The 23,318-nt window shown below is 42.6% G+C and carries 23 protein-coding genes, 1 rRNA gene and 1 pseudogene; 9 read left to right on the forward strand and 16 right to left on the reverse strand.

What is annotated here, in order from left to right; genetic code table 11:
- The first annotated feature begins 4 nt into the window (after positions 1 to 4).
- From rrf to FTU39_RS10285, 3 genes and pseudogenes are all read left to right on the forward strand, one after another.
- Positions 5 to 119, forward strand: a 5S ribosomal RNA gene (rrf, locus tag FTU39_RS10275).
- Between the two features lie 331 nt (positions 120 to 450).
- Positions 451 to 1,809: an MFS transporter gene (locus FTU39_RS10280; RefSeq protein ID WP_004974034.1), complete on the forward strand. Its 1,359-nt coding sequence runs from the start codon at positions 451 to 453 to the stop codon at positions 1,807 to 1,809.
- Between the two features lie 191 nt (positions 1,810 to 2,000).
- Positions 2,001 to 3,169: pseudogene (locus FTU39_RS10285) on the forward strand (PQQ-dependent sugar dehydrogenase).
- 424 nt (positions 3,170 to 3,593) lie between these two features.
- Here the strand turns inward: FTU39_RS10285 and FTU39_RS10290 are convergent.
- From FTU39_RS10290 to ribF, 4 genes are all read right to left on the reverse strand, one after another.
- A complete protein-coding gene (locus FTU39_RS10290) occupies positions 3,594 to 4,076 on the reverse strand; it encodes a peptidylprolyl isomerase (protein WP_004974037.1) in 483 nt (160 codons plus the stop codon).
- Complete coding sequence (gene lspA, locus FTU39_RS10295; protein WP_004974039.1) at positions 4,069 to 4,608, reverse strand: signal peptidase II; 540 nt, start codon at positions 4,606 to 4,608, stop codon at positions 4,069 to 4,071. Before lspA ends, FTU39_RS10290 begins: the two co-directional genes overlap by 8 nt.
- On the reverse strand, positions 4,601 to 7,447 hold the full coding sequence (gene ileS, locus FTU39_RS10300; RefSeq protein ID WP_180052142.1) for an isoleucine--tRNA ligase: 2,847 nt from the start codon (positions 7,445 to 7,447) through the stop codon (positions 4,601 to 4,603). The genes lspA and ileS overlap by 8 nt, the downstream gene beginning before the upstream one ends.
- 67 nt (positions 7,448 to 7,514) lie before the next feature.
- A complete protein-coding gene (gene ribF / locus FTU39_RS10305) occupies positions 7,515 to 8,516 on the reverse strand; it encodes a riboflavin biosynthesis protein RibF (RefSeq protein WP_168419355.1) in 1,002 nt (333 codons plus the stop codon).
- Between the two features lie 207 nt (positions 8,517 to 8,723).
- Between ribF and FTU39_RS10310 the strand changes: the two genes are divergently transcribed.
- Positions 8,724 to 9,290 (forward strand): 5'-methylthioadenosine/S-adenosylhomocysteine nucleosidase, encoded by a 567-nt coding sequence (locus FTU39_RS10310; RefSeq protein ID WP_136144516.1) that lies wholly within the window; start codon positions 8,724 to 8,726, stop codon positions 9,288 to 9,290.
- Positions 9,291 to 9,369: 79 nt separating this feature from the next.
- Here FTU39_RS10310 and FTU39_RS10315 read toward each other — a convergent pair whose 3' ends face one another.
- The 9 genes from FTU39_RS10315 to ubiG all read right to left on the reverse strand — a co-directional run bounded on the left by FTU39_RS10315 (position 9,370) and on the right by ubiG (position 16,349).
- Positions 9,370 to 10,047: a TetR family transcriptional regulator C-terminal domain-containing protein gene (locus FTU39_RS10315; RefSeq protein WP_136144515.1), complete on the reverse strand. Its 678-nt coding sequence runs from the start codon at positions 10,045 to 10,047 to the stop codon at positions 9,370 to 9,372.
- Between the two features lie 418 nt (positions 10,048 to 10,465).
- Positions 10,466 to 11,812, reverse strand: a complete 1,347-nt coding sequence (gene argA / locus FTU39_RS10320; protein ID WP_004974049.1) for an amino-acid N-acetyltransferase — start codon at positions 11,810 to 11,812, stop codon at positions 10,466 to 10,468.
- Positions 11,813 to 11,957: 145 nt separating this feature from the next.
- Complete coding sequence (locus tag FTU39_RS10325) at positions 11,958 to 12,341, reverse strand: RcnB family protein (protein WP_180052143.1); 384 nt, start codon at positions 12,339 to 12,341, stop codon at positions 11,958 to 11,960.
- Positions 12,342 to 12,570: 229 nt separating this feature from the next.
- Complete coding sequence (locus FTU39_RS10330) at positions 12,571 to 12,960, reverse strand: RcnB family protein (RefSeq protein WP_180052144.1); 390 nt, start codon at positions 12,958 to 12,960, stop codon at positions 12,571 to 12,573.
- Positions 12,961 to 13,206: 246 nt separating this feature from the next.
- The gene (locus tag FTU39_RS10335; RefSeq protein WP_004974054.1) at positions 13,207 to 13,362 is read right to left on the reverse strand and encodes a hypothetical protein; all 156 of its coding nucleotides are present in this window, start codon (positions 13,360 to 13,362) and stop codon (positions 13,207 to 13,209) included.
- A 129-nt stretch (positions 13,363 to 13,491) separates the two neighbouring features.
- Positions 13,492 to 13,911 carry a hypothetical protein gene (locus FTU39_RS10340; protein ID WP_004974057.1) on the reverse strand — a complete coding sequence of 140 codons (420 nt, stop codon included), beginning with the start codon at positions 13,909 to 13,911 and terminating at the stop codon, positions 13,492 to 13,494.
- A gap of 207 nt (positions 13,912 to 14,118) precedes the next feature.
- Positions 14,119 to 14,865 (reverse strand): YciK family oxidoreductase, encoded by a 747-nt coding sequence (locus FTU39_RS10345; protein ID WP_131261239.1) that lies wholly within the window; start codon positions 14,863 to 14,865, stop codon positions 14,119 to 14,121.
- 69 nt (positions 14,866 to 14,934) lie between these two features.
- Positions 14,935 to 15,636, reverse strand: coding sequence for an HAD family hydrolase (locus tag FTU39_RS10350; RefSeq protein WP_179990219.1), 702 nt, complete (start codon positions 15,634 to 15,636; stop codon positions 14,935 to 14,937).
- A complete protein-coding gene (gene ubiG / locus FTU39_RS10355; protein ID WP_180052145.1) occupies positions 15,633 to 16,349 on the reverse strand; it encodes a bifunctional 2-polyprenyl-6-hydroxyphenol methylase/3-demethylubiquinol 3-O-methyltransferase UbiG in 717 nt (238 codons plus the stop codon). The genes FTU39_RS10350 and ubiG overlap by 4 nt, the downstream gene beginning before the upstream one ends.
- A gap of 181 nt (positions 16,350 to 16,530) precedes the next feature.
- On the opposite strand from ubiG, the gene FTU39_RS10360 reads away from it, so the two are divergent.
- The gene (locus FTU39_RS10360) at positions 16,531 to 17,151 is read left to right on the forward strand and encodes a thiol:disulfide interchange protein DsbA/DsbL (protein ID WP_004974070.1); all 621 of its coding nucleotides are present in this window, start codon (positions 16,531 to 16,533) and stop codon (positions 17,149 to 17,151) included.
- A 141-nt stretch (positions 17,152 to 17,292) separates the two neighbouring features.
- On the opposite strand, the gene FTU39_RS10365 is transcribed toward FTU39_RS10360, so the two are convergent.
- Positions 17,293 to 17,922 (reverse strand): TetR family transcriptional regulator, encoded by a 630-nt coding sequence (locus tag FTU39_RS10365; RefSeq protein WP_180052146.1) that lies wholly within the window; start codon positions 17,920 to 17,922, stop codon positions 17,293 to 17,295.
- A gap of 204 nt (positions 17,923 to 18,126) precedes the next feature.
- Between FTU39_RS10365 and rph the strand changes: the two genes are divergently transcribed.
- The gene (gene rph / locus FTU39_RS10370) at positions 18,127 to 18,843 is read left to right on the forward strand and encodes a ribonuclease PH (protein ID WP_004974074.1); all 717 of its coding nucleotides are present in this window, start codon (positions 18,127 to 18,129) and stop codon (positions 18,841 to 18,843) included.
- A gap of 177 nt (positions 18,844 to 19,020) precedes the next feature.
- Positions 19,021 to 19,218: a hypothetical protein gene (locus FTU39_RS10375; protein ID WP_042068620.1), complete on the forward strand. Its 198-nt coding sequence runs from the start codon at positions 19,021 to 19,023 to the stop codon at positions 19,216 to 19,218.
- Positions 19,219 to 19,324: 106 nt separating this feature from the next.
- Here the strand turns inward: FTU39_RS10375 and nadC are convergent, their stop codons facing one another.
- Entirely contained in the window at positions 19,325 to 20,170 is an 846-nt protein-coding gene (nadC, locus tag FTU39_RS10380) for a carboxylating nicotinate-nucleotide diphosphorylase (protein WP_004974082.1), read from the reverse strand.
- Between the two features lie 177 nt (positions 20,171 to 20,347).
- On the opposite strand from nadC, the gene ampD reads away from it, so the two are divergent.
- Both ampD and murJ read left to right on the forward strand, forming a co-directional pair.
- Complete coding sequence (gene ampD / locus FTU39_RS10385; RefSeq protein WP_180052147.1) at positions 20,348 to 20,947, forward strand: 1,6-anhydro-N-acetylmuramyl-L-alanine amidase AmpD; 600 nt, start codon at positions 20,348 to 20,350, stop codon at positions 20,945 to 20,947.
- A gap of 50 nt (positions 20,948 to 20,997) precedes the next feature.
- Positions 20,998 to 22,548 carry a murein biosynthesis integral membrane protein MurJ gene (gene murJ, locus FTU39_RS10390; protein ID WP_171287394.1) on the forward strand — a complete coding sequence of 517 codons (1,551 nt, stop codon included), beginning with the start codon at positions 20,998 to 21,000 and terminating at the stop codon, positions 22,546 to 22,548.
- A 77-nt stretch (positions 22,549 to 22,625) separates the two neighbouring features.
- Here murJ and FTU39_RS10395 read toward each other — a convergent pair whose 3' ends face one another.
- Entirely contained in the window at positions 22,626 to 23,315 is a 690-nt protein-coding gene (locus tag FTU39_RS10395; RefSeq protein ID WP_004974089.1) for an FKBP-type peptidyl-prolyl cis-trans isomerase, read from the reverse strand.
- Positions 23,316 to 23,318: the final 3 nt, after the last annotated feature.

Raw genomic sequence — 23,318 nt, forward strand, 5'->3', positions numbered from 1 at the left:
TTGTGCTGGCGACCATAGCAAGAGTGAACCACCTGATCCCTTCCCGAACTCAGAAGTGAAACCTCTTCGCGCTGATGGTAGTGTGGGGTTACCCATGTGAGAGTAAGTCATCGCCAGCTCATTATTCAAACACCCTCAACTAGCGTTGGGGGTGTTTTTTTATGCAGGAAAGAAAACTTTAAGAAGAAAAGTAGAAGAAAGAAGTTTAAAACAATATATTTACAATAATAAATTATGTGAAAAATATAGCATATATCAAAATATCATAAATTACTGCAAGTCTATTTAGTCGAATTTATCTACAACTTTAGTCTAGGTTTTTAAGAAAATTAACCAGAGTTAAGTTTTTGCTGTAGACAAAAAGTGAATATTGATTCATTTTATATACAAAAGTGAATAACCATTCATTTTTTATAAAATAAAAAGCTCACAATTGGAGGTGAGGGAAAAATGACAGCAACAACAATGAATGTGAATGCTGTAGTGGATCAAGCAAAGTTTAAACCTTTTCATTTAAAAATTGTACTTTGGTGCGTATTTGTCGTTATTTTTGACGGTTATGATTTGGCGATTAACGGTGTGGCTTTACCACTACTGATGCAAGAATGGAATATGACGGCTGTACAGGCAGGTATGCTTGCGAGTACGGCACTGGCAGGCATGATGTTTGGTGCCATGCTGTTTGGCATGTTGGCAGACAAAATTGGCCGTAAAAATGTCATATTAATTTGTGTGACGTTATTTAGTGGCTTTACTTTTTGGGGCGGCTTTGCATCCAACCCAACAGAGTTTGGTATTTTACGTTTTATTGCAGGTTTAGGGATTGGCGGGGTATTGCCTAACCTCGTGGCTTTAACCTCTGAATATGCACCACAAAAAATGCGTAGTACCTTAGTTACCACCATGTTCAGCGGCTATGCCGTGGGCGGCATTATGGCAGCCTTACTTGGTGCATGGTTGACGCCTAGCTTTGGCTGGGAAGTGATGTTCTATATTGCGGGATTACCGTTACTTATTTTGCCTTTATTGTGGTTTTTCTTACCAGAATCTTTAACTTTTTTGGTGAAAAAACAGCAACATGAAAAAGCGCGTCACATCGTCCAGCAAATTAGCCCACAAGAAAATATCAGCCCACAAACACAATTTGTATTAAATGAAGTACAAACCGCAGATGCCTCAATTGCAGCCTTATTTAAAAATAACCGTGGCATGAGTACTTTGCTGTTTTGGTGCTGCTTCTTTATGTGTTTGTTGATGGTTTATGCTTTGGGCAGTTGGTTGCCAAAACTGATGATGGCAGCAGGTTATTCGCTGGGTAACAGTTTAATGTTCTTAATGGCGATGAACATTGGTGCTGTGATCGGAACCATCAGTGGCGGGATTTTAGCAGACCGTTTCCACTTAAAACCTGTGATTATTGGCATGTTTTTATTGGGCGCATTCTCTCTAGTGGGTCTAGGCTTTAATTCACCACAGCCTGTGATTTATTTATTGGTGGGCTTAGCAGGTGCTTCTGCCATTGGCAGCAGTATTTTATTGTATAGCTTTGTTGCTCAGTATTATCCACTTACGATTCGTTCTACAGGTATCGGCTGTGCTTCTGCAGTGGGGCGTGTCGGTGCGATTGTAGGCCCTATTATTATTGGCGTACTTTTGGGCATGGATTTACCACATAAAATGAACTTTTTGGCGGTGGCGATTCCTGCAGTGATTGGTGCAATTGCAGTAGCACTGATTCGTTTACAAAGTACATCACAGGTGGTGAGTGAGCCAAGCGTGGTTAAAAAAGCCAGCCGATCTTATAGTTAATTGATCGTTAGTGTTTTGGGACTTTGAAATTAAGGAGCATTGCTCCTTAATTTTTTGCCAATTCACTTTGTAGAAGATTTAAGTAAGAAAGTGTGTATCGCTACATTTCTACTGTGCACGAGGTACATTTCATTGATTATGATGTCTTGATTAGCACAAGCAAAGATTGAATGAATAGAGGAGCAATTAGGATGCTCAAGATAAATCGGCAATACTATGGATTTATATGTCTAGTTGTATTGGGTTTAACTACAGGGTGTAATGCGCAAGTTGAGCCGAAACAGAACACGGCTGCTTTAGAGTCAAAATCAACTTCTGCACAAAATTTACAACGCTATCAAATACAGCCAATTGCAGATTTTAATGAGCCGTGGGCATTGGCAGAATTACCCGATGGACGCCTATTAATTACAGAAAAAGCGGGGAAATTAAAACTTTTTGATCCAAAAACAGGTCAAAGCTTAGATGTTCAAGCTATCCCTGAAGTCGCCTATGGCGGACAAGGTGGTTTGGGTGATGTCATTTTAGATCCTGAATTTCAACAGAATCAGCAGATTTATTTAAGTTATGCCGAAGTGGGTACGGGTGGTTACGGTGCAGTCGTGATTCGGGGCAAGCTTGTATTAGATGCTAAACCCACGCCAAAACTCACCGAAACTCAAAGAATCTGGCAGCAAGTGCCGAAAGTATCGGGACAAGGACATTATGCGCATCGTATAAAGTTTGGGGCAGATGGCAAATTATGGATAAGTTCTGGTGAGCGACAAAAGTTTGAACCTGCTCAGGATTTAAAATCTAATTTAGGTAAAATTTTACGTTTAAATACAGATGGTACAACACCTTTAGACAATCCATTTCAAACACATGGAGAGATTGCCAAGCAAGTCTGGAGTTTGGGGCATCGCAACCCTTTAGGCATGGCATTCGATTCTACAGGGCAGCTTTGGGTTGCAGAAATGGGACCTAAAGGGGGTGATGAGTTGAATCTGATTGCCAAAGGCGAAAACTATGGCTATCCGTTGGTGTCGAACGGTGATCATTATAATGGTTTGCCAATTCCAGACCATGCGACTCGTCCTGAATTTACAGCCCCAGTGCTGGATTGGACGCCTGTCATCTCTCCCTCAAGTTTGATGTTTTATACGGGAGATGTATTTCCACACTGGAAGCATAAAGCCATTCTTGGTGGTTTATCTTCAAAAGCAATTATTGTGGTGGATACGCAAGCACAGCCTGTTCGGGAGTTACAGCGTATCGAGATGGGTCAGCGATTCGTGGCGTATTTCAAGCACAGGATGGCAATATTTGGGTGATTGAAGATGGTCAATCTGCCAGATTGCTTAAATTGGTGGCTCCATAAAATAAATTTCTTCAGGTCTAAACTTATTTCAAAGTAGGACAAAAAACAAATAGAAAAAAGCCCCAACATCATGTCGGGGCTTTTTCAGATTTATGTTTAGGTATTACTCCTGTTATACCTTTCAGCGTCCTGCCGTTATATTATTTATTATTGTTATTCTTGCTTTTAGAAACATCCTGTTTCTGTATGTGTTAAATATAAAATGAAAGCTGATCTTTGCCTAGCGTCAATTTTCTGCAGTGCATGTAAGCTAAAACGTACAACGATATATCGGTAAAATATAGATCAATAAACTGGATTTATTTAATTTTAAGTATTTGATTATATTTAATAATTATCTTATTCAATAAAAAATCTCCCAAATTCATTTTCTTGTACTTGGGAGATTTGAACAGCAGAAAGATGCAGTAAGTATGCAAATTGATTACATCAACTTAATACCTTGTTGTCCTGCTGGGGTCACTCTAAAGATTTCAACTTCAAAGGTAATATTTTTACCCGCTAAAGGGTGGTTAAAGTCTACTTCAGTCACATCATCGTTGACAGATTTCACCACGCCATAGAGGCTTTGTTTGGCTTTATCTTCAAATTCAATCATGTGTCCTTCAACTGGATGTTGCTCAAATTTAACCGTATCAAAAGTTTGTACGTTTTCAGGATTCCATGGACCAAATGCTTCTTCAGGTGGAAGACTCACGGTACGACGGTCACCTGCACGTAAACCAAATAATGACTTTTCAAAACCAGGTAATAGGCTGCCATCGCCCATGACCAAACTTACAGGTTCAGCGCGGCTACGGGTGTTGTCAATTTCTACACCATTTTCAATGGCGACAGAAAAGTGCAATTCGACTTTTGAGCCATCTTCAATACGAGTTTCATCATTTGGATTAATAATTTCAGTCATGTTGCGCCTGCGCTCGTTCAATTCGGTGCTTTTCTAGGAAAAACGTATCAATTAACAGCAGAATGGTGCCAAGTGTGATGGCACTGTCTGCAATATTAAAGGCAGGGAAGTGGCTGTTGTTGTAGTACACGTGAATAAAATCGACCACGTAGCCAAGACTGACCCGATCAATTAAATTTCCAATCGCACCGCCTAAAATCAAGGCAATCGCCAAAGGCAGTACGATGACATTTTTTGGCATACGCATTAGCCAAAATACAAAAATTACAGACACTAAACCTGCCAGTGAGGTAAAGAAATAACGTTGCCATCCACCTGCATCGGACAAGAAACTAAAGGCAGCGCCATAGTTATGCAGTAAAGTCCAATTCAAAAAGGGCAATACAGGCACTGGATCTGCGTAATTCAGATGCGATACTGCAATCCATTTGGTCCATTGGTCGAGAATAATCGCGACAATGGACAAGCCCACCCACCATAAATTATGTGGATAGAACTGGAATAAGCCCTTTTTGTGTTGTGGATTAGGCATATTTTCTCTCTTCGCCTTGACCTGTTGGAAGGTTGATAATACAACGTGAGCATAAACCTGGGTGTGCAGAATGTGTATTCACATCAGGAAGTACATGCCAGCAACGTACGCATTTTTCGCCATCTGCTGCAGAAACTTTCACGTTCAAGCCGTCTAAATCAGAGGCTTCACCTTGTGCAGCATCAAAGCCATTCACAATTACTTGTGAGGTAATGAGGACAAAACGCAGCTCATCGCCTAGTTTATCCAATACGGCTTTGAGTTCGTCATTCGCCCAAAGTTCAACTTTAGCAGATAAGTTGGAACCGACTGTTTTGGCGGTACGTGCTGCTTCAATGAATTTATTGACGGCAGATTTCACTGCAATCAGGGTTTGCCATTCCGCTTCTGCCAAGATGTTAGCTTCAGAAGCCACTGGAATGTCATACCATTCTGCAGTGAAGACATATTTTTCTGATTGCTCAGGAATTAGCGGCCATGCTTCTTGTGCAGTAAAGCTTAAGATTGGCGCCATCCAACGAACGAAAGCCTGAACCAAGTGATACAAAGCGGTTTGTGCAGAATGACGTGCTTGCGAGTCTGCTTTGGTGGTGTACTGACGGTCTTTGATGATATCGAGGTAGAAACCACCCAAGTCATTAATACAGAAGTTGGTCAGTGCACTGGTCACGATATGGAAGTTCATATCTTCATAGGCTTGCTGAATGGTTTTCTGTACTTCTGCGGCACGTTGCAGGATGTATTGATCCAGTGCAATCAACTGATCTACAGGCAGTGCATCTGTAGCGGGTTTGAAGCCATTTAAGTTGGCCAACAAGAAACGCAAGGTGTTACGGATACGACGATAACCGTCAGAGGCACGGCTAAAGATTTCCTTACCTGCGGTCATTTCATAGCGGTAATCTGCCGATGCAATCCAGAAGCGTAAGCCGTCTGCACCCATGTCTTTAATAATGTCTTGTGGAGTAATGATGTTACCCAACGATTTCGACATTTTGCGACCTTTTTCATCCACCACAAAGCCGTGTGTTAACAAGCCTTTATATGGTGCGCGTTCATTGATTGCAATCGAGGTGAGTAATGAAGATTGGAACCAACCACGGTGTTGGTCTGAACCTTCAAGATATAAATCGGCTGGGTCTTGCAACTCTTCACGCTCACGTAGAACTGCATAGTGAGTCGTACCTGAATCGAACCAAACGTCTAAGGTGTCACGTACTGCATTGTAGTGCTCGGCATCATCGCCAATGAAGTCTTTGGCTTCACGGTTATACCAACCATCAATCCCTTCTTGTTCGATCAGTTTCGCAACTTCTTCAATCAATTCAGGTGTGCGAGGGTGCAATTCGTTGGTGTCTTTATGTACGAAGAATGGAATTGGCACACCCCAAGTACGTTGACGTGAAATACACCAGTCTGGACGACCTTCAATCATCGCTTGGATACGGTTTTTACCCCAATCTGGTACAAAGCTGATGTCATTTTCAATCGCATTCAGTGCGCCTTGACGTAAACCTTTGGCATCCATGCTGATAAACCATTGTGGTGTCGCGCGGAAAATAATTGGAGTTTTATGGCGCCAGCAGTGTGGATAGCTGTGTTTGATTGGGTGATGTGCCCACAGCTTATTGTTTTCTGCCAAAGTCGCAATAATTTGTGGATTGGCTTTGTAGATGTGTTCGCCTGCAAAGATTGGTGCAGTAGGTAAATATACGCCATTGCCACCAACAGGATTGTCAACTTTTAGGTTGTATTGTAGGCCAACTTTATAGTCGTCCACACCATGTCCAGGCGCGGTATGTACTGCACCTGTACCGCTTGTTGCGGTCACGTGTTCGCCTAAAATTACAGGCACTTGGCGTGCTTGAATCAGTGGATGTTGCAAGATCAGGTTTTCGAGTTTGTCACCTGTGAAGTCAGCCAATACTTCATAGCTGCTAAAGCCGTAGCGTTCAGTCGCTGACTGTACTAATTCTTTGGCTAAGATAAAGTTTTGTGGTGCTTTTTCATCGGCACGTGCTTTCACCAATTGATATTCAATTTCGGCATGCAATGCAACGGCTTGGTTCGCAGGCAAAGTCCACGGTGTAGTCGTCCAAATGACGATGTCAGTGGTATCATTCACTTGCACACCCAAACGTGCAGATAAATCGGCTAAATCGACCACAGCAAAACCGACATCAATTGCATCGGATTTTTTATCTTCATATTCAACTTCGGCTTCTGCCAATGCAGAACCACAGTCCAAACACCAGTTCACAGGTTTAAGGCCCGGTTCAATATGACCTGCTTTAGCAATTGCACCCAATGAACGTACGATGTCTGCTTCTTGCTTGAAGTTCATGGTGAGGTAAGGGTTATCCCAATCACCAAATACGCCCATACGCACAAAGTCTTTTTTCTGTAATTCAACTTGGGTGTAAGCATATTCACGGCAGGCTTTACGGAAAGTTGAGGCATCAACTTTAACGCCAACTTTACCGACTTTTTCTTCTACTTTGAGCTCAATTGGTAGACCGTGGCAGTCCCAGCCTGGAACATAAGGGGCATCATAGCCATCCATGACACGGCTTTTAATGATGATGTCTTTGAGGACTTTGTTGACCGCATGACCTAAGTGGATTTGACCATTGGCGTATGGAGGGCCATCGTGAAGCACATATTTTTTCTTGCCAATACGCGATGCACGAATCTGCTGATAAATGTTGTCGGCATACCACTCTTCTAACCATTTCGCTTCACGTACTGCCAGATTTGCTTTCATTGCAAATTCAGTACCTGGGAGGTTCAGCGTGGCTTTATAATCCACTGCATTTTCAGGAGTTTGCTTATCGCTCATGCAAGTTGTCTTCCAGTTGAATCAGCCCATGGACTGACGCGTTTTACATTAAATATTCAGGGTAAAATTAAAAAGGGAAATCGGGATGATCTTGTCGAAATTCAAGAAGTTTTTCAACATCATCATCAATTCCCGCTTTGAGTGCTTCAAGCGAAGGGTAGTTTTTTTCGCCATGTAAATAGTTTAAAAACGTGACCCGCATTAACAAGCCATACAGATTAGCAGAAACATTGGGGAAATGTACTTCTAATCGCCATTCGGGATGTTCTTGCTTGATGGCAGGACGTGTTCCGACATGCCCTGCACCAAATAAACTGTTTGGGCTGTAGCCTGCAACACCTACTTTGCTAGGATGTGCATTGCTGACTGTGCCGGTTAAAGAGGTGGTTTCACAGACCACTTCAACACCATAAATACCGTTCAAACAAGGACGATGACGGTTTAAGCGTACGTTAATGGTGGGGAAATCCAGGGTACGACCAATTTGATCGCCATATTGTACGCGCCCCGTAATACTATAAGGACGTCCGAGTAGTTGGGCAGCGAGAGCCAAGTCACCTGCTTGTAGGGTTTGGCGAATACGTGTGGAGCTGACCCGTTCACCCGATAAATTTACAGTACTTAAATTGGTAACTTGAAAACCAAAGTCGCGTAAAAAATCACTGTTGCCTTGACGGTTTTTGCCAAAATGAAAATCATCACCCAAAACTAAATGTGTGGCATTTAAACTATTTTTTAAAAGGTGGGCAAAGGCTTCAGCACTTAAACTACGAAAGTGATTGTCAAACTTGGCCACGGCAATATAGTCGATGCCCAATTCGGTCAGATATTCAACTTTTTCCCGCAAAGAACTGATACGTGGCGGGGCATCATAACCTTTAAAAAATTCCAGTGGTTGTGGTTCAAATAGCATCACCACGGTTTTTAGTTGTTGTGCGGCAGCCACTGCTTTGAGTTGTTGAATCATCGCCTGATGACCGACATGCACACCATCAAAATTACCAATGGTCACGGCAGTTTGAGCTAAGTCGGTGGTAGAAGATAAAGCATTCAGGCGGAGCAGCTGCATGGTCGAATGAAAGTTGAAAATTTGTAAGAGCTATATATTGCCATATTCTCGCGCTTTCGTCTTGTTGTTGTGTTTTTAACCTGAAAAATTATCTGAAAATCAGGCAAAATCCGACTATTTGAGCGCTAAAGGTGAACTGGATTTGCACCGCGTCAGATTTTCTTTTCTAATGTGCCCAGTTTCAATGATCTGTACGAGTAAATAGTGATGAATTCTGATTTCGCTTTAATTATGGCATTGCCCAGTGAGTCTAAAGGCTTGTTTGAGCAGGCTGGGATTCAGGTGCATTACAGTGGCATTGGCAAGGTCAATGCTGCATTTAAAGCCTTTGAAGTGATTCAAAAGACAGGTTGTAAAACTTTATTGAATTTAGGCACAGCTGGCAGCTCACATTTTGATGCACATGCTTTGGTGGAAGTCTGCCAGTTTGTGCAGCGCGATATGGATGTTTCTCCGTTGGGTTTTCAGGTGGGGGTCACGCCAATGGATCAGGAACATCCTGCAGAAATTCATTTGGAACGCTATTTTGAGCATTTGCCAAGTGGTATTTGTGGTACGGGGGATAGCTTTGAAACGGGTACGCCCAAAGTACCGTGTCAGTTGGTTGACATGGAAGGCTATGCGATTGCCAAAGTCTGTAAAAAATTAGGGGTGCGGATGCTGTCGGTGAAATATATTACCGATGGTGCCAATGATACAGCGCATTTAGACTGGGAAGAAAACTTGTTGTTGGGTGCGCAAAAACTATTGTCTTTGTATCAGGGTCTTAAATAATATCGTTGCCAAAACGCCACGACCCTAGTCATAACTAGGGTCGTGAGTAAAAGTGCGTATCTTAGTTAGTGCTGTGCAATTAGTCTTCTGATTCTTGTTCAGGTGTGGCAGTGACCACAGCGGCTTGAGGTGCATCCACTTCGTCCTGACGCGGCATAATACCGTAGAGCATCATGTGAACTGTATGTTGCAAGACACGTTGCAACATGCTGCGGTTGCGCAGGGTTTTACCTGTCACCATTTCCATTTGCGTTGCAAAGTCGGCATAGTTTTGGGTAATCGCCCAAATATTCAAAATAAGCAATTCAGGATCAATCTGCTTAGACAGTTTGCCTTGCTCTTGCCACATGGTAATGACTTTGGCTTTGCGTTTGACCAGTTTTTTCAGAGGGCCTTTTAAAATTTCCTGAATATGTGGCGCACCTTGAATCACTTCTAATGCAAATAGACGTGATGCTTTCGGCTGAGTACGTGAAACCTCAATTTTCTGCAGCAGATAATTGGTAATTGCTTCATCAGGCTCGAGTTCAGCTTCGAGCATTTGCAAAGGTGCAAGCCATTTTTGTAGTACTGTAGTTAGTACTTCAACATATAAGGCTTCTTTATTTTCATAATAATAGAAAATATTCGACTTATGCATCTCTGCAATTTGTGCGATTTCGTCCAAACTCGCGCCGCTAAATCCGTATAAAGAAAATACGTCGAGTGCAGCATTGAGAAGCTGATGGCGTTTTTGTGTACTCTTTTTTTGTTCCATTCGTAATTTTAAAACAATGAAAAAAGGGAATTATTAATTGTACGGCAAATCATCAGGCTTGTGCATCTTTTAAAGATGTATTTTTAAAATATTTTTAGTTTATTCTGTAGTTTAGCTATTAAATCCGTGAAAAGCATGATTAGAGAGGGGGAGTATCTTGTTTTTGTATTTTCTGACTGAATGAATAAGTTTTTTGAATTTTCTATATAAATGATAAAAGTAAAGTTTCTTCCTGCCTTGCATCAATTTTATTTAAAAAAACTAAACAGTGGTGTGGATGCTGCCAATTTTGATCATCCCTACACTGTCGTGCTGACAGGTATAGGTGTGATGACCTGATTTAATCGGCAGCATGTTCCACGTGAAACATTTCTGGGTTTTGATTGTGCTGTGTCATTCAGCGTACCAAAAGTTTCGCTTAGAGCCGTTTTTTACACACAATTGAGTTGCGTTGATAGTTATATAAAGCCTGACGTGCATCGGGTAAATCATCGACACTGGCAGGTGCAAAGCCCTGTTCTAAAAACCAGTGTGCGGTGCGAGTGGTTAAAATAAATAATTGCTGAATACCCATGGTTTTGGCTTTATCTTCTAAATAATCCAGAATTTGGCGACCACGGTTGGATTTACGATAAGCAGGATGCACCGCGACACAGGCAATTTCGGCCGACTTGAGTTCATGACCTGTGGTCGGAATGGGGTACAAGGCGGCACAGGCGAGGATCATGCCGTCACGTTCAATCACTGCAAATTGTCCAATTTCATTTTCCAGACGCTCACGTGAACGATATACCAACACGCCTTCTTCTTCTAAAGGACGTAATAAACGAATCAAACCGCCTACATCCTGAATATTGGCCGTACGCACTTCTTCATAATGTGCATCACTCACCATCGTCCCTGAACCATCACGGGTAAACAGTTCTTCGAGTAAAGCACCATCGTAGGCATAGGAAATGAGATGTACCCGATGTACGCCGTTTAATGAGGCATCTTGGGCTGCATTTAAGTGTAAAGCCAATTCAGGATGATGTCGCTGAGCATCTTCAATATATGGATTTAAATGTTGCGGATGAACTTCACGTTGCAATTGACCTTCGGCATTCTGCAAACCGTGCTGCGCGCCTAAGAAAATCAGTTTGTCAGCTTTTAATTGAATGGCAGTTTTAGTTGCCACTTCTTCAGCCAACAAGTTAAACACTTCACCTGTGGTGGAATAACCTGTTGGACCGAGCAACACAATATTATGATTTTCTAAATGGCGTTGAATGGCATCGACATCTACAGTGCGGACTTCGCCAGTCAGTTGATAATCGACCCCATCACGAATGCCATACGGTTTGGCGGTGATAAAGTTACCCGACACCACATCAATCCGTGCGCCGTACATAGGGGAGTTAGCTAGCCCCATCGACAATAAGGCTTCAATTTGCAGGCGAATTGAACCGACAGCATTCATGACACACGATAAAGATTCACGAGTGGTGACACGACGTTGCAAATGAAACGGTGTATCAATTTGGCTGAATTTTAAGTTTTGATTAATTTGTGGACGCGCACCATGTACCAAAATCAAACGAATACCAAGCGAGTGTAGTAGGGCAATATCATGAATAATGTGCTGAAAGTTTTCATGCAAAACCGCTTCACCATCGAACATAATCACAAAGGTTTTATTGCGGTGGGCATTGATATAAGGCGCAGAATGTCTAAACCAATGCACATATTGTAAGGTTGTGCTGTGCGGGTTTTCAGTTGGAGTCATTCGTTGGCCTGCTGTAATGGTCGATGGTGCTGTCTTTGATTCTAATCAAAAAATTCTGCAGCGGAAGTCTAAATATAAAAAAACACCTGAATGGTGCTTCAGGTGTTGTGGAGAAATGCTGTTTTTCAGCTTAGGCTGAACGGTTTTAGCCAATAATACGAATAATACGCTGGGTACGTTCATTAATCAGCACATAGTCACCGTTGACTTTATACCACTGCTGATAGCGGCCTGTGTTAGGTAAACGACGTGCTTCACGATCACTGACTTTATAGCGGTTCGCGTAATATCCACGTGGCAGGTTTTGACCTACACGCCAGTCACGACTTGGATTTACGCGTTTTTGATCATAACGCTTTTGTTCCCACTGTGCAGGATGACGTGGATTGTCCCAGCGCTTGTCGTGATGTTTATATGCTGCACTTGCTTGATGACGACGATCATCATAACGATGGTCGGGTGCTGCCATAGCCGATGTTGCCATGATTGCGCTTAAAGACAGTGCTAAGGTGCTGAGTAATTTTTTCATGGGATTTACCTTCAGTTTTAGATATGGGGTAGATGTGTCCAAATTAATCAAATACTCAAGATAAACGATGGTGGAAATTGAGGTGAATTGTGAATTTTATGGAGAAAACAAGGAGAGCCCGAGCGGGATATTTCACAACAATAAGATGAGTGTGAGCATCATCCTATAAAAAAGCCCAAAGTGGACTTTGGGCTATGGATTTAGAGCTTGTGTATGTACAGCAGTAGGTCTATAAACCTGCGATACGCAAAATCTGGTGATTTTCGACATCGACCAAAATGTAGTCTTGGTTGATTTTATACCATTGTTGTTTGCGTTCAGGGCGGGGCAAGTTATGTTCCTGATAATCGACTTTATAACCATTGCCACGATAATGCTGCGGCATGACATAACCCGTTTGCCATTTATGTTGCTGTAGACGTTTTACACCACGTTCTTCACGCATGCGGCGTTTGTCTTGCATACGCTCTTCAGCATCGGCACGAAATTCACGTTTATTGTGTGCTTGGTGACGAGGATGGTCAGCTGAGTCTCGATCAAATTGAGGAGCGGCAGTTGCAAAATTGCTGCTTAGTAAAGCACTGAAAGACATTGCCAGAACTGTCAAAATCTTTTTCATGTAAACCCCTCATTCTCTCATCTTGATATCACAGTTCATACTTTAACCATTAAATGCAGAGAAACTGTGAAGAAAGCACATGAATTTTTTAAATACGCTCTGCAGGATGCGGCATGGTATTGATTCTATTATGCGACAAAATACGAAATTTAGTAGCTATCGCTCAGAAAATAGGGGTGGGATGATTTTTCTTGTGCTAAGGAAAGGATGAGACATCACCATAGCAGCGTACTGCTATGGTCTGCTTTAGTTCCAATGTTCAGTTAAGCCTTGTAAAGATTGCACAGCGATGGCAACACATTCGGCTGTTTCACGATCATCCAAAGCCACAATTAAATGCTGACCTAATTGCAAGCTTTCAATACTTTGAATCACGGCAGTTTTACGTTGAATATCAGTCATCACAATTTACCTAATGCTTGTTGTGGAGATACATCAAGCATAGGTGATGTATATTGATTTGGAAAACCGTATAATTTTATAAAAACAATCCAATAAAACGATTATTGCCACCGTTGCCATGAGTTTTGCTTAATAGGCGTAGTTTAAATCGGTGTAGTCGGTCAATGATTTTTGAATATGTGCATTGATAAATTCGCGTACATCTTCAGTACTCATTGGTGCGCCTTGCTTGCTAATCACGTGTTCAATTTCAGGTTGTCCTTCAATTTTAATACGATAAACAAAGTTTTTAACCACTTTGTAGGCATCGTCCAGTTTTTCAATGCCTGTGACATAGTGGTAAGCATGTTCAAAATTAAGGTCGGTATGTGAAAATACAAACTGATCAAACAGTTTGATTTTCTGACCGTTGTCGAGTGCCTGAATGTCATCTACGATGCTGGCTTCAAACTTCATGCCATATTTTTCAGAAATAGGCTGACCATCAATCAGTAAAGACACCATACCATCTTCAAGTGGTGTCACGGTGATGTTGTTTAATTCAGTCATGTTGCTCTCTGCATCGTTGAGGTTGAATTGAGATGTGGAAGCATGGTAATCAGGCTTTGCATTGCCAAAAATAGGCAGGATAGAAACCTGAAAATGCTTGTGCGATGCCATTTTACCGCAAATCAATGTGCAAAAATTGGCAATATGCTAGGTTAAGTCCATAAAAAAGGAAGCAAGCGCTTCCTTTCTTCGGATCAAACGACAGAACTAATCCTGTGCATCAATACTTTGACCATTCATGTGCAAGCTGTCATCGCCCATTAAATATAAATAGGCAGGCATGATGGCATCGGGTGTAGGTAAAGTTTTTGGATCTTCATCAGGATAGGCTTTGGCACGCATGGCAGTGCGGGTTGCACCCGGGTTAATGCAGTTGTAGCGAATATTTGGATGCACCTGTTCTTTGGCAAATAACTGGCTCACCGCTTCAATTGCAATTTTAGACACCGAATAAGCACCCCAGCGTTCACGTGCTTCACGACCTACACCTGAACTGGCAAACACGACTGAAGCATGTTCCGATTTTGCCAAAAGTGGTAATAATTCCTGAGTGAGTACAAATGGCGCACGTAAATTCACTGCCATGACGTCATCCCAAACATCGGCAGGGTAATTTGCCAACTCAGTCCGTTCGCCTAAAATGCCTGCATTATGCAAAATACCATCCAAACGTCCGAATTGTTTCTCTAGAGTATCGACCAGTAATTCATAATCTCGTGGTGAAGCACTTGAAAGCTGCAGCGGCAAAATAGCAGGTTGTGGTGCGCCTAAACTTTCGATTTCATCATAAATCACTTCAAGTTTATTTAAGGTACGACCATGCAGCACTACGGTTGCTCCGTGTAGCGCATAACTGAGGGCAGCCGCTCGTCCAATACCATCACCCGCACCTGTGATCAGGATAATACGATCTTTGAGAAGATCGGGGCGAGGTTGATATTCTGAGTATTTCATGGGCATCCCTCCTGTTCATTTCTTATTGCTTATGGGTTGAGTTTCATGTCATCGCTTTACAGGACTGATTCAAGCATTGGCACTGCTGTTTTGCGTTGCAGCTTGCAGCACCAATTTGTCTAAAACCGTATGTAATTCAGTCACTGAATCCACTATACAATCTGCTTGCCATGCTGTTAAGTCATCTTTGTGTTGCAAGGGTAAATAACCGTATGCTGCCAAAATGGTATACATATTGGCGTTACGACCTGCATCGATATCACGTGGATGATCGCCCACATAAATACAATGTTCTGGGGCAATTTCAATCTGTTTGGCCGCCAAATACATAGGTTCTGGGTCTGGCTTGGTACGGCTAACATCTTCAGGGCAGACCAAAACTGCACAGCGTTCAGTTAAATTCAGTGCCTTGAGTAAGGCTTCACTGAGCCAGCGCGGTTTATTGGTGACAATACCCCACGGAATTTGACGCTGTTCCAACGCATCAAGCAGTGGATACATGCCTTCAAACAGATCAGTTTCGACTGCAATATCTGCACCGTACAGGTCTAAAAAGCGTTGTCGATGGGCCAAAAATACAGGGTCATCTACCTCAAGTTCTGGATAGACCAATTTGACCATCGCCCGTGCACCTTCAGACACCTGCGTGCGAATGGCTTCTGCTGCCACAATCTCACAGCCTTTATCGTGGCACATGTCTTGAATGATGCGAATAAAATCTGCAGCGGTATCAATTAAGGTGCCATCGAGGTCAAATAAAACTGCCTTCATTCTGTTGCCTCATTGACCGTGTAAACCATGTAGTTCACATCCACATTTGGTGCTAACCAATAGCGCTTGGTGAGCGGGTTGTAGTGTAAGCCTGTCATATCTTTAAGTTTTAAACCCGCTTGGCGAATGTCGTGTGCCAATTCAGACGGTTTAATAAATTTATGATAATCGTGTGTGCCTTTGGCTAACATGCGCAGCACGTATTCTGCCCCAATAATGGCAAATAGGTATGATTTAGGGTTGCGGTTAATGGTCGAGAAAAATACATGACCGCCCGGCTTGACCAGTTTTTGGCAGGCTTGAATAATCGAGGCCGGATCAGGTACGTGCTCTAACATTTCCATGCAAGTCACCACATCGTATTGACCAGCTTGCTCATCTACCAATTGCTCAACAGGAATTTGGCGATATTCAATATTGTGTACGCCTTCTTGCTCAGCATGGATACGCGCCACATTTAAAGGTGCTTCGCCCATATCAATGCCAAGTACATTGGCACCACGACGTGCCATGCTTTCTGCCAAAATCCCGCCGCCGCAACCGACATCTAGCACTTTTTTGCCTGCTAAACCGCCTGCATGTTCATCAATCCAGTTCAGGCGCAGTGGGTTAATCATGTGCAGGGGACGGAACTCGGAATGCTGATCCCACCATATGGCTGCAAATGCTTCAAATTTGGCAATTTCTTGTGGATCAACATTCAGTTGCGACATGGGTGTCACCTCAATTTAATCGTGATGATGGTAAAAATATGTATAAACCCTAGTGTAGCGTTAATTCTAAAAAAAGCGATAAAAGCTGTAAAAAAGTTCACAGAAGGAAAACGAAATCAGCATAATTGATTTATAGTGTTGCCATACACTAAACAGAATGATTTAGAGGATTATAAACGCAATGAAAAAATTCCTTTTAGGTAGTTTGGCAACTGCCATCTTTGCTATTTCTGGTAGCACTATGGCGGCAAATTTTGTAGCAGGTAAAGATTATAGCGTTGTCGCCAACCCGGGTAAGGTTGATGTACCAGGTAAAATTGAAGTGCGTGAGTTCTTTTGGTATGGCTGTGGTCACTGCTTTACTTTAGAACCATATATGCAAACATGGTTACGCCAGTTACCTAAAGATGTGAATTTTGTGCGTACTCCTGCAGCCATGAATCCTGTTTGGGAAATGAATGCACGTGGTTATTATGTGTCTGAAGCTTTGGGTGTGCGCAAGAAAACTCACTTGCCACTTTTCCATGCCATTCATGACAAAGGTCAGCAAATTTTTGACCAACAATCACAAGCTAAATTCTTTGTGAAATATGGTGTACCTGAAGCGAAATTTAACAGCATGTTTAACTCGTTTGCGATCACCTCTAAAATTTCACAAGCTAAACAATTGGCGCGTCAGTACCAATTGACAGGTGTACCTGCGGTGGTGGTGAATGGTAAATATATCGTTCAAGGCGATAACGGCAAAGTGATTCAAGTAGTGAACTACTTGGTTGATCAAGAGCGTAAAGCTAAGAAATAAGCAGATGCAATAACAAGATGATGCAAGGCTGAATCAGCAGCGCATCGCTAAAAACCGCAATGATTGCAACGTCATTGCGGTTTTTTTAATGCAGGTTAAAAGTGTGTTGTATGTTTAATCTGCGACAGGCTGCGGACGTTGTCAGTGGCAAATGCCACGAAATAATAAATGTACTTGAGTAATGGTTTGTTGAATAAAACGCTGCTGTTGTTCAGGTAATTTTTCGGCTTCAAATTGGCGTTCTAAACCAATCCAGCTCATTGCCCAATTTAACGATAAATTAATTAAAATATTGGCCAGAATGTGAAAATCTTCAGCATGCTGAAAATGTTGTACGCTTTCGACCCGTTGTAAATCATTAGCTAAATCTTCAATTAAAAAATCAATTTCACGGGCGATGGCTTGCCGTAAAATGGTCGAACCGCCCCAGCGTTCGGCAATTAAAAAAATCCATTGTTGTGGATGTTGATCGACAGATTTAAAAAATAGGGTCAATGCCTTTTCGGTCTGTGCATCGGGTTGGTATAAATAAGCTTGTCCCAACTGATACAAAATACCTTTAATGTGCAAGGCAACTTGATCGACCAAATCTAGCCCCAACTCATCCATATCTTGAAAATGCCGATAAAATGCGGTGGGCACCAGTCCAATCTGTCGTGAAATTTCTCTTAAGCTAATGCTGCTAAATGCACGTCCTGCGCTGCTGAGTTGCAGCACTGCCTCCATAATTGCCTGACGACTTTGTTGTTTTCGTTCTTCCCGAATCGACATTGTATTTCCTGATTCTGCCAGTGCCGCGCAGTCTAACAAAAACCTGTGTTTCACGATAATACTAAAAGATGAATGAAGCCACTTTGTAAAAATACAGGCAAAATTTACCGAAACAGCACACGTCAAGCTTTGGAAAAGCGACCTGCGCTGTGGCATCTGTTATACTTGCGGGCAATTTATTTGAGCCAAAAATAAGGACACATTATGCGTATTGACCAACGAGCTTTAGATCAATTACGTGAGGTAAAAATTACCCGTAACTATACTCGCTATGCTGAAGGTTCAGTGTTGGTAGAGTTTGGTCATACCAAAGTTTTGTGTACCGCAAGTATTGATAACTCTGTACCGCGCTTTTTAAAAGGGCAGGGACAAGGTTGGGTAACTGCAGAATATGGCATGTTGCCACGTTCAACTCATACCCGTAGTGACCGTGAAGCGGCGCGTGGTAAACAAAGCGGACGTACACAGGAAATTCAGCGCTTAATTGGTCGTAGCTTGCGTGCCATGGTCGATTTGAAGAAACTGGGTGAAAACACCATTACCATTGACTGCGATGTGATTCAGGCCGATGGCGGTACCCGTACTGCAGCCATTACAGGTGCAGCAGTGGCATTGATTGATGCTATGAATGTGTTGCTGGAAAAGAAAAAAATTAAGCATGACCCATTAAAGGGTTTGGTGGCTGCAATTTCTGTGGGCATGTACCAAGACCAAGTGTTATTGGATTTGTGCTATGAAGAAGATTCAAATTGCCAAACTGATTTAAACGTGGTGATGACACAAGCAGGTGAATTTATTGAAATTCAGGGTACTGCTGAAGATAAGCCGTTTAATCGTGTGCAATGTAATGCCATGTTGGAAATGGCAGAAAAAGGTATTCAGGAATTGGTAAAAAAACAGCAGCAGGCTTTAGGTTGGTAAGCTGAATTTTTTAAAGTTTTTCTATTGTTTAAGAACGCATCTTCGGATGCGTTTTTTTATGGATGAGGTTTAGATTGCGATAGGAGGCGTGAAGCAAAAAACTACAATATTGCAGGATGCGTTCTTTTAAGATGGAAAACTGTATGCAAAGAGACTGAATGAAAAGAGGAGGAAAGCATGAAACTACTAATTATTTTAATGTCTGCCATGATGTTGTTTTTAACTGCATGTGATTCACGTACTGAGCGTGAAAATGAAGACAATCGTAGTGTACTCGGTCAAGCTTCTGACAATGACAATGACAATGACAATGACAATGACAATGACAATGACAATGACAACGACAACGACAACGACAACAAGGACGATGATTAAATTCAAAATTGAGGCATAAAAAAAGGAGGCTCATTTGCCTCCTTAAAATCAATTTTTGGAAAAAATTAAGGGTGCAGATTGCACCCTTAATTTTAAAAGTAATCGTTTACGCATTAAAACGCATTGATAAATCCACAGCTTTGACATCTTTGGTTAAAACACCCATCGAAATATAATCTACGCCTGTACTAGCCACTTCACGTAAATTCTCAATGGTGATGTTGCCCGACGCTTCAAGTTTACAACGACCTGCCACATGCTTGACCGCATCAATCATTTGTTGCTGGCTAAAGTTATCCAACATCACAATATCAGCTTTGGCTTCAAGGGCTTGATTTAGTTCATCCCAAGTTTCCACTTCAACTTCTACAGGTTTGCCCGGAGCAATGGCATGTGCTTTGGCAATTGCCTGAGTAATGCCGCCTGCTGCCATAATGTGATTTTCTTTAATCAAAAAGGCATCAAATAAGCCTAAACGATGGTTTTGTCCACCACCGACCGTGACAGCATATTTTTGTGCAATGCGTAAACCCGGTAAGGTTTTACGGGTATCTAGCAGTTTGGTATTTAAGCCTTCAAGTTGTTGCACATAGGCTGCGGTTTTAGTCGCAACAGCAGACAGGGTTTGCACAAAATTCAGCGCAGGGCGTTCTACCGTTAACAGGCTGCGTGCAGAACCTGCCAATTTCAAAAAGGCTTCATTGGCAGCAACGTGGTCGCCATCATTTTTTAACCACGTGACTTGCACATTGGCATCGTATGCTTGAATCAGGGCATTTACCCACGGTTGACCTGCCAAAATCATGTCTTCACGGCTAATAATGGTGGCAGTGGCCTGCTCATCTTCAGGGGTCAATAATGCGGTAATATCACCATCGCCAATATCTTCTTGCAAGGCTTGCTGAATATTGATTTGGATGGATTGTTCAAGCAAAGCTGGAGAGATGCTCATAAGATTTTCCGTGTCGATCTTGCCCATGAAAATTGCGCGTTATATTAACACTGTTCTGCGTCAGGATGTGTTTTTTAGCCACGTTCGGGTGTAATTTAAGATGTTCATTGTCACGCGTTGGCATTAAACTGAAATTTCTGTTCTATTTTTCTATTCTAATGGTTTGGGGATTGCCTTATGCAGCATGTGCCGTCGTTTCAGGTGGTTGAGGGTCAATTACAAGGGGCAAGACAAGTCCCATCTCCGAATTTCAACGCCCGTCCGACAGACCAAGAGATTCAATTGCTGGTCATTCACAATATTAGTTTGCCGCCGTCACAATTTGGTGGTGGTTATATTGAGCAATTTTTTCAGAACCAAATGGATTGGTCGCAGCATCCTTACTTTCAGACCATTCAGGGCCTGCAGGTTTCGGCACATTTGTTGATTTTAAGAACAGGCGAGGTGCTGCAATTTGTTAATTTTGCAGATCGGGCGTGGCATGCGGGGCGTTCTAGTTATTTGGCACAGCCTGAATGTAATGACTATTCAATTGGGATTGAATTAGAGGGCAGTGATGACTTGCCTTTTGAAACAGCGCAATATCAGAGTTTGGTGCAGGTGGTACACAGTTTGCAGCAGGCCTATCCACGTATTCAGCAGCATATTGCAGGACATTCCGATATTGCACCGGGACGTAAAACTGATCCAGGGCCGTATTTTGACTGGCAGTATTTTCGTGAACAGTTATCTCAACTTAAAGCTTCGACATCACAGGAAAAATTGATCAATCAATAACAAAACTTTGTTGATGCTTTGATTACAATAGCGACTAAATTTTTAATTGGGTGGTAACGATGGCGCTTTGGCGATCGACCTTTATTGTCAGTGCAATGACCATGCTGTCACGGGTGCTAGGATTAGTCCGTGATGTGGTATTGCTGAATGTGTTTGGTGCAGGTAAAGATTTCGATACCTTTGTGGTGGCGTTTCGTATCCCCAACTTTTTCAGGCGACTGTTTGCCGAAGGGGCGTTTTCGCAGGCATTTATTCCTGTATTGACCGAATATAAAACCAGCCGCACTCATGCCGAAGTACAAATTTTAATTAGTCGGGTTTTTGGCTGTTTAATGACGGTAATGACAGGGCTAACCTTTACCGCCATGGTGGCTGCGCCTGCGGTGATGTATATCTACGCACCGGGTTTCCATAGCGACCCTGAAAAGTTTGCGCTAGCCACCGATATGTTCCGCCTGACCATTCCTTATTTGTTGTTTATGTCGCTGACGGCATTTGCCAGCAGTATTTTGAACAGCTATGGCTCATTTACCACGCCTGCCTTTGCGCCTGTATTGCTGAATGTGGCGATGATTGCAGGTGCATTATGGCTCACACCGTACATGGCAGAGCCGATTATGGCACTGGGTTGGGCGGTGATTATCGCGGGTGCTTTACAACTTGCGATTCAAATTCCAGAACTATGGCGTAAAAAGCTGCTGATTCCCCCTAAAGTTGATTTCAAGCATGAAGGGGTGGATCGGATTATGAAGCTGATGCTGCCTGCTTTATTTGGGGTATCGGTCACGCAAATTAACCTGCTACTCAACACCATTTGGGCATCTTTTATGCAGGATGGTTCGGTGTCGTGGTTGTATAGTGCGGAACGTATGACAGAGCTACCTTTGGGCTTAATTGGTGTAGCGATTGGGACGGTCATTTTACCGTCACTGTCTGCGCGTCATGCAGAACAAAATATGGATAAATTCCGCGGCATGATGGACTGGGCTGCACGGGTGATTATTTTGGTAGGTGTCCCTGCCAGTATTGCACTGTTTATGTTATCAACGCCTATTATCCAAGCCTTGTTTGAGCGTGGTCAGTTTAGTTTTAAAGATACGCAAATGACCGCTTTGGCCTTGCAATGTATGAGTGCAGGGGTGATTTCATTCATGCTGATTAAAGTTTTTGCACCAGGCTTTTATGCGCAGCAAGACACCAAAACCCCAGTACGTGTTGGTTTAATGGCCGTAGCAGCCAATGCCATTTTAAACGTGGTGTTCATTGGCTTCTTTAAACTGATTGACTGGCAAGCTGAACACATGGCATTGGCACTGGCATCATCAGGTTCGGCTTTGGTGAATGCAGGCATGTTGTATTTCTATTTGCATCAACGCAAGATTTTCCGTTTTGGTGCGCACTGGAAAAAACTCATGGTGCAGTTTGCAGTGGCAAATGCCGTGATGATTGCTGCGTTGTGGTATGCCTTAACTTGGTATAACGGTGATGTATCACAATGGATGCGTGTGGCAGAAGTCACTGCGCTGTGTGTGGTGGGCGTAGTGGCCTATGGGGTTGGATTGTTGGCAACGGGTTTTAGACCACGTCATTTAAAACCTTAATGAAGCGAAGTTGATCTGAAAAAATACCGCAATTTAAATTGCGGTATTTTTTTGTTTAAAGATGATGCGGCTTTGGATTATTTTACAATTTCTAAAAGTTCCACATCAAAAATAAGCGTGCTGTTTGGCTCAATTGCATCGCCTGAGCCAATTTGACCGTAGGCTAGAGCAGCAGGAATAAAGAAGCGATATTTGGCACCAACTTTCATGAGTTGTAAGCCTTCAGTCCAACCTTGAATGACTTGGCTGACCTGAAATTCTGCAGCTTGATCGCGGGCGATAGAACTGTCAAATACCGTACCATCAATTAAACGACCTTCATAATGGACTTTAACGGTAGAGGTGGCTTTGGGTGATTTGCCCGTACCTGCCTGTAAGACTTGATATTGCAAGCCAGACTTGGTGACTTTGACCCCTGCCTTTTTGGCATTATTGTTTAAAAAGGCTTGCCCAATTTTAGCATTGCTATCGGCTACTTTTTTAAGCTCAATCAGTTGTTTGGCTTCGGCTTGCTTTTTGAATTGAGTCAGCACTCGTGCCATTTCTTCATCGCTTAAACTGGCGGCTTGGTCTTGTGTTGCCATTTTTAAGCCAGCAATGAAGGCTTCGAGATCAATATCTTTTAAGGTTTCCGCATTGCTGCGCCCCATTAAATAACCAAAGCTATAACCGACCTGATCTGCAACAGGACTTTTATTGGTCACGGTTTTGGCAAAACTGCCACTGCTGAGCAGTGCGATACACACAAGGGCAAGGTGTTTTTTCATTCT

This window comes from Acinetobacter sp. YH12099 (assembly GCF_013419195.1).
Classification (GTDB): domain Bacteria; phylum Pseudomonadota; class Gammaproteobacteria; order Pseudomonadales; family Moraxellaceae; genus Acinetobacter; species Acinetobacter towneri.

What these genes read in the sequence shown, in the direction of transcription:
- FTU39_RS10350 (WP_179990219.1), bottom strand. Translation starts at nt 15,636, where the DNA reads ATGAAGGCAGTTTTATTTGACCTCGATGGCACCTTAATTGATACCGCT.
- FTU39_RS10315 (WP_136144515.1), bottom strand. Translation starts at nt 10,047, where the DNA reads ATGGAACAAAAAAAGAGTACACAAAAACGCCATCAGCTTCTCAATGCT.
- FTU39_RS10375 (WP_042068620.1), top strand. Translation starts at nt 19,021, where the DNA reads ATGAAACTACTAATTATTTTAATGTCTGCCATGATGTTGTTTTTAACT.
- lspA (WP_004974039.1), bottom strand. Translation starts at nt 4,608, where the DNA reads ATGCCTAATCCACAACACAAAAAGGGCTTATTCCAGTTCTATCCACAT.
- ribF (WP_168419355.1), bottom strand. Translation starts at nt 8,516, where the DNA reads ATGCAGCTGCTCCGCCTGAATGCTTTATCTTCTACCACCGACTTAGCT.
- argA (WP_004974049.1), bottom strand. Translation starts at nt 11,812, where the DNA reads ATGACTCCAACTGAAAACCCGCACAGCACAACCTTACAATATGTGCAT.
- FTU39_RS10365 (WP_180052146.1), bottom strand. Translation starts at nt 17,922, where the DNA reads ATGTCGATTCGGGAAGAACGAAAACAACAAAGTCGTCAGGCAATTATG.
- FTU39_RS10345 (WP_131261239.1), bottom strand. Translation starts at nt 14,865, where the DNA reads ATGAAATACTCAGAATATCAACCTCGCCCCGATCTTCTCAAAGATCGT.
- nadC (WP_004974082.1), bottom strand. Translation starts at nt 20,170, where the DNA reads ATGAGCATCTCTCCAGCTTTGCTTGAACAATCCATCCAAATCAATATT.
- FTU39_RS10290 (WP_004974037.1), bottom strand. Translation starts at nt 4,076, where the DNA reads ATGACTGAAATTATTAATCCAAATGATGAAACTCGTATTGAAGATGGC.
- FTU39_RS10330 (WP_180052144.1), bottom strand. Translation starts at nt 12,960, where the DNA reads ATGAAAAAGATTTTGACAGTTCTGGCAATGTCTTTCAGTGCTTTACTA.
- FTU39_RS10280 (WP_004974034.1), top strand. Translation starts at nt 451, where the DNA reads ATGACAGCAACAACAATGAATGTGAATGCTGTAGTGGATCAAGCAAAG.
- FTU39_RS10340 (WP_004974057.1), bottom strand. Translation starts at nt 13,911, where the DNA reads ATGACTGAATTAAACAACATCACCGTGACACCACTTGAAGATGGTATG.
- ubiG (WP_180052145.1), bottom strand. Translation starts at nt 16,349, where the DNA reads ATGTCGCAACTGAATGTTGATCCACAAGAAATTGCCAAATTTGAAGCA.
- FTU39_RS10310 (WP_136144516.1), top strand. Translation starts at nt 8,724, where the DNA reads ATGAATTCTGATTTCGCTTTAATTATGGCATTGCCCAGTGAGTCTAAA.
- FTU39_RS10360 (WP_004974070.1), top strand. Translation starts at nt 16,531, where the DNA reads ATGAAAAAATTCCTTTTAGGTAGTTTGGCAACTGCCATCTTTGCTATT.
- FTU39_RS10325 (WP_180052143.1), bottom strand. Translation starts at nt 12,341, where the DNA reads ATGAAAAAATTACTCAGCACCTTAGCACTGTCTTTAAGCGCAATCATG.
- FTU39_RS10335 (WP_004974054.1), bottom strand. Translation starts at nt 13,362, where the DNA reads ATGACTGATATTCAACGTAAAACTGCCGTGATTCAAAGTATTGAAAGC.
- ampD (WP_180052147.1), top strand. Translation starts at nt 20,348, where the DNA reads ATGCAGCATGTGCCGTCGTTTCAGGTGGTTGAGGGTCAATTACAAGGG.
- FTU39_RS10395 (WP_004974089.1), bottom strand. Translation starts at nt 23,315, where the DNA reads ATGAAAAAACACCTTGCCCTTGTGTGTATCGCACTGCTCAGCAGTGGC.
- rph (WP_004974074.1), top strand. Translation starts at nt 18,127, where the DNA reads ATGCGTATTGACCAACGAGCTTTAGATCAATTACGTGAGGTAAAAATT.
- ileS (WP_180052142.1), bottom strand. Translation starts at nt 7,447, where the DNA reads ATGAGCGATAAGCAAACTCCTGAAAATGCAGTGGATTATAAAGCCACG.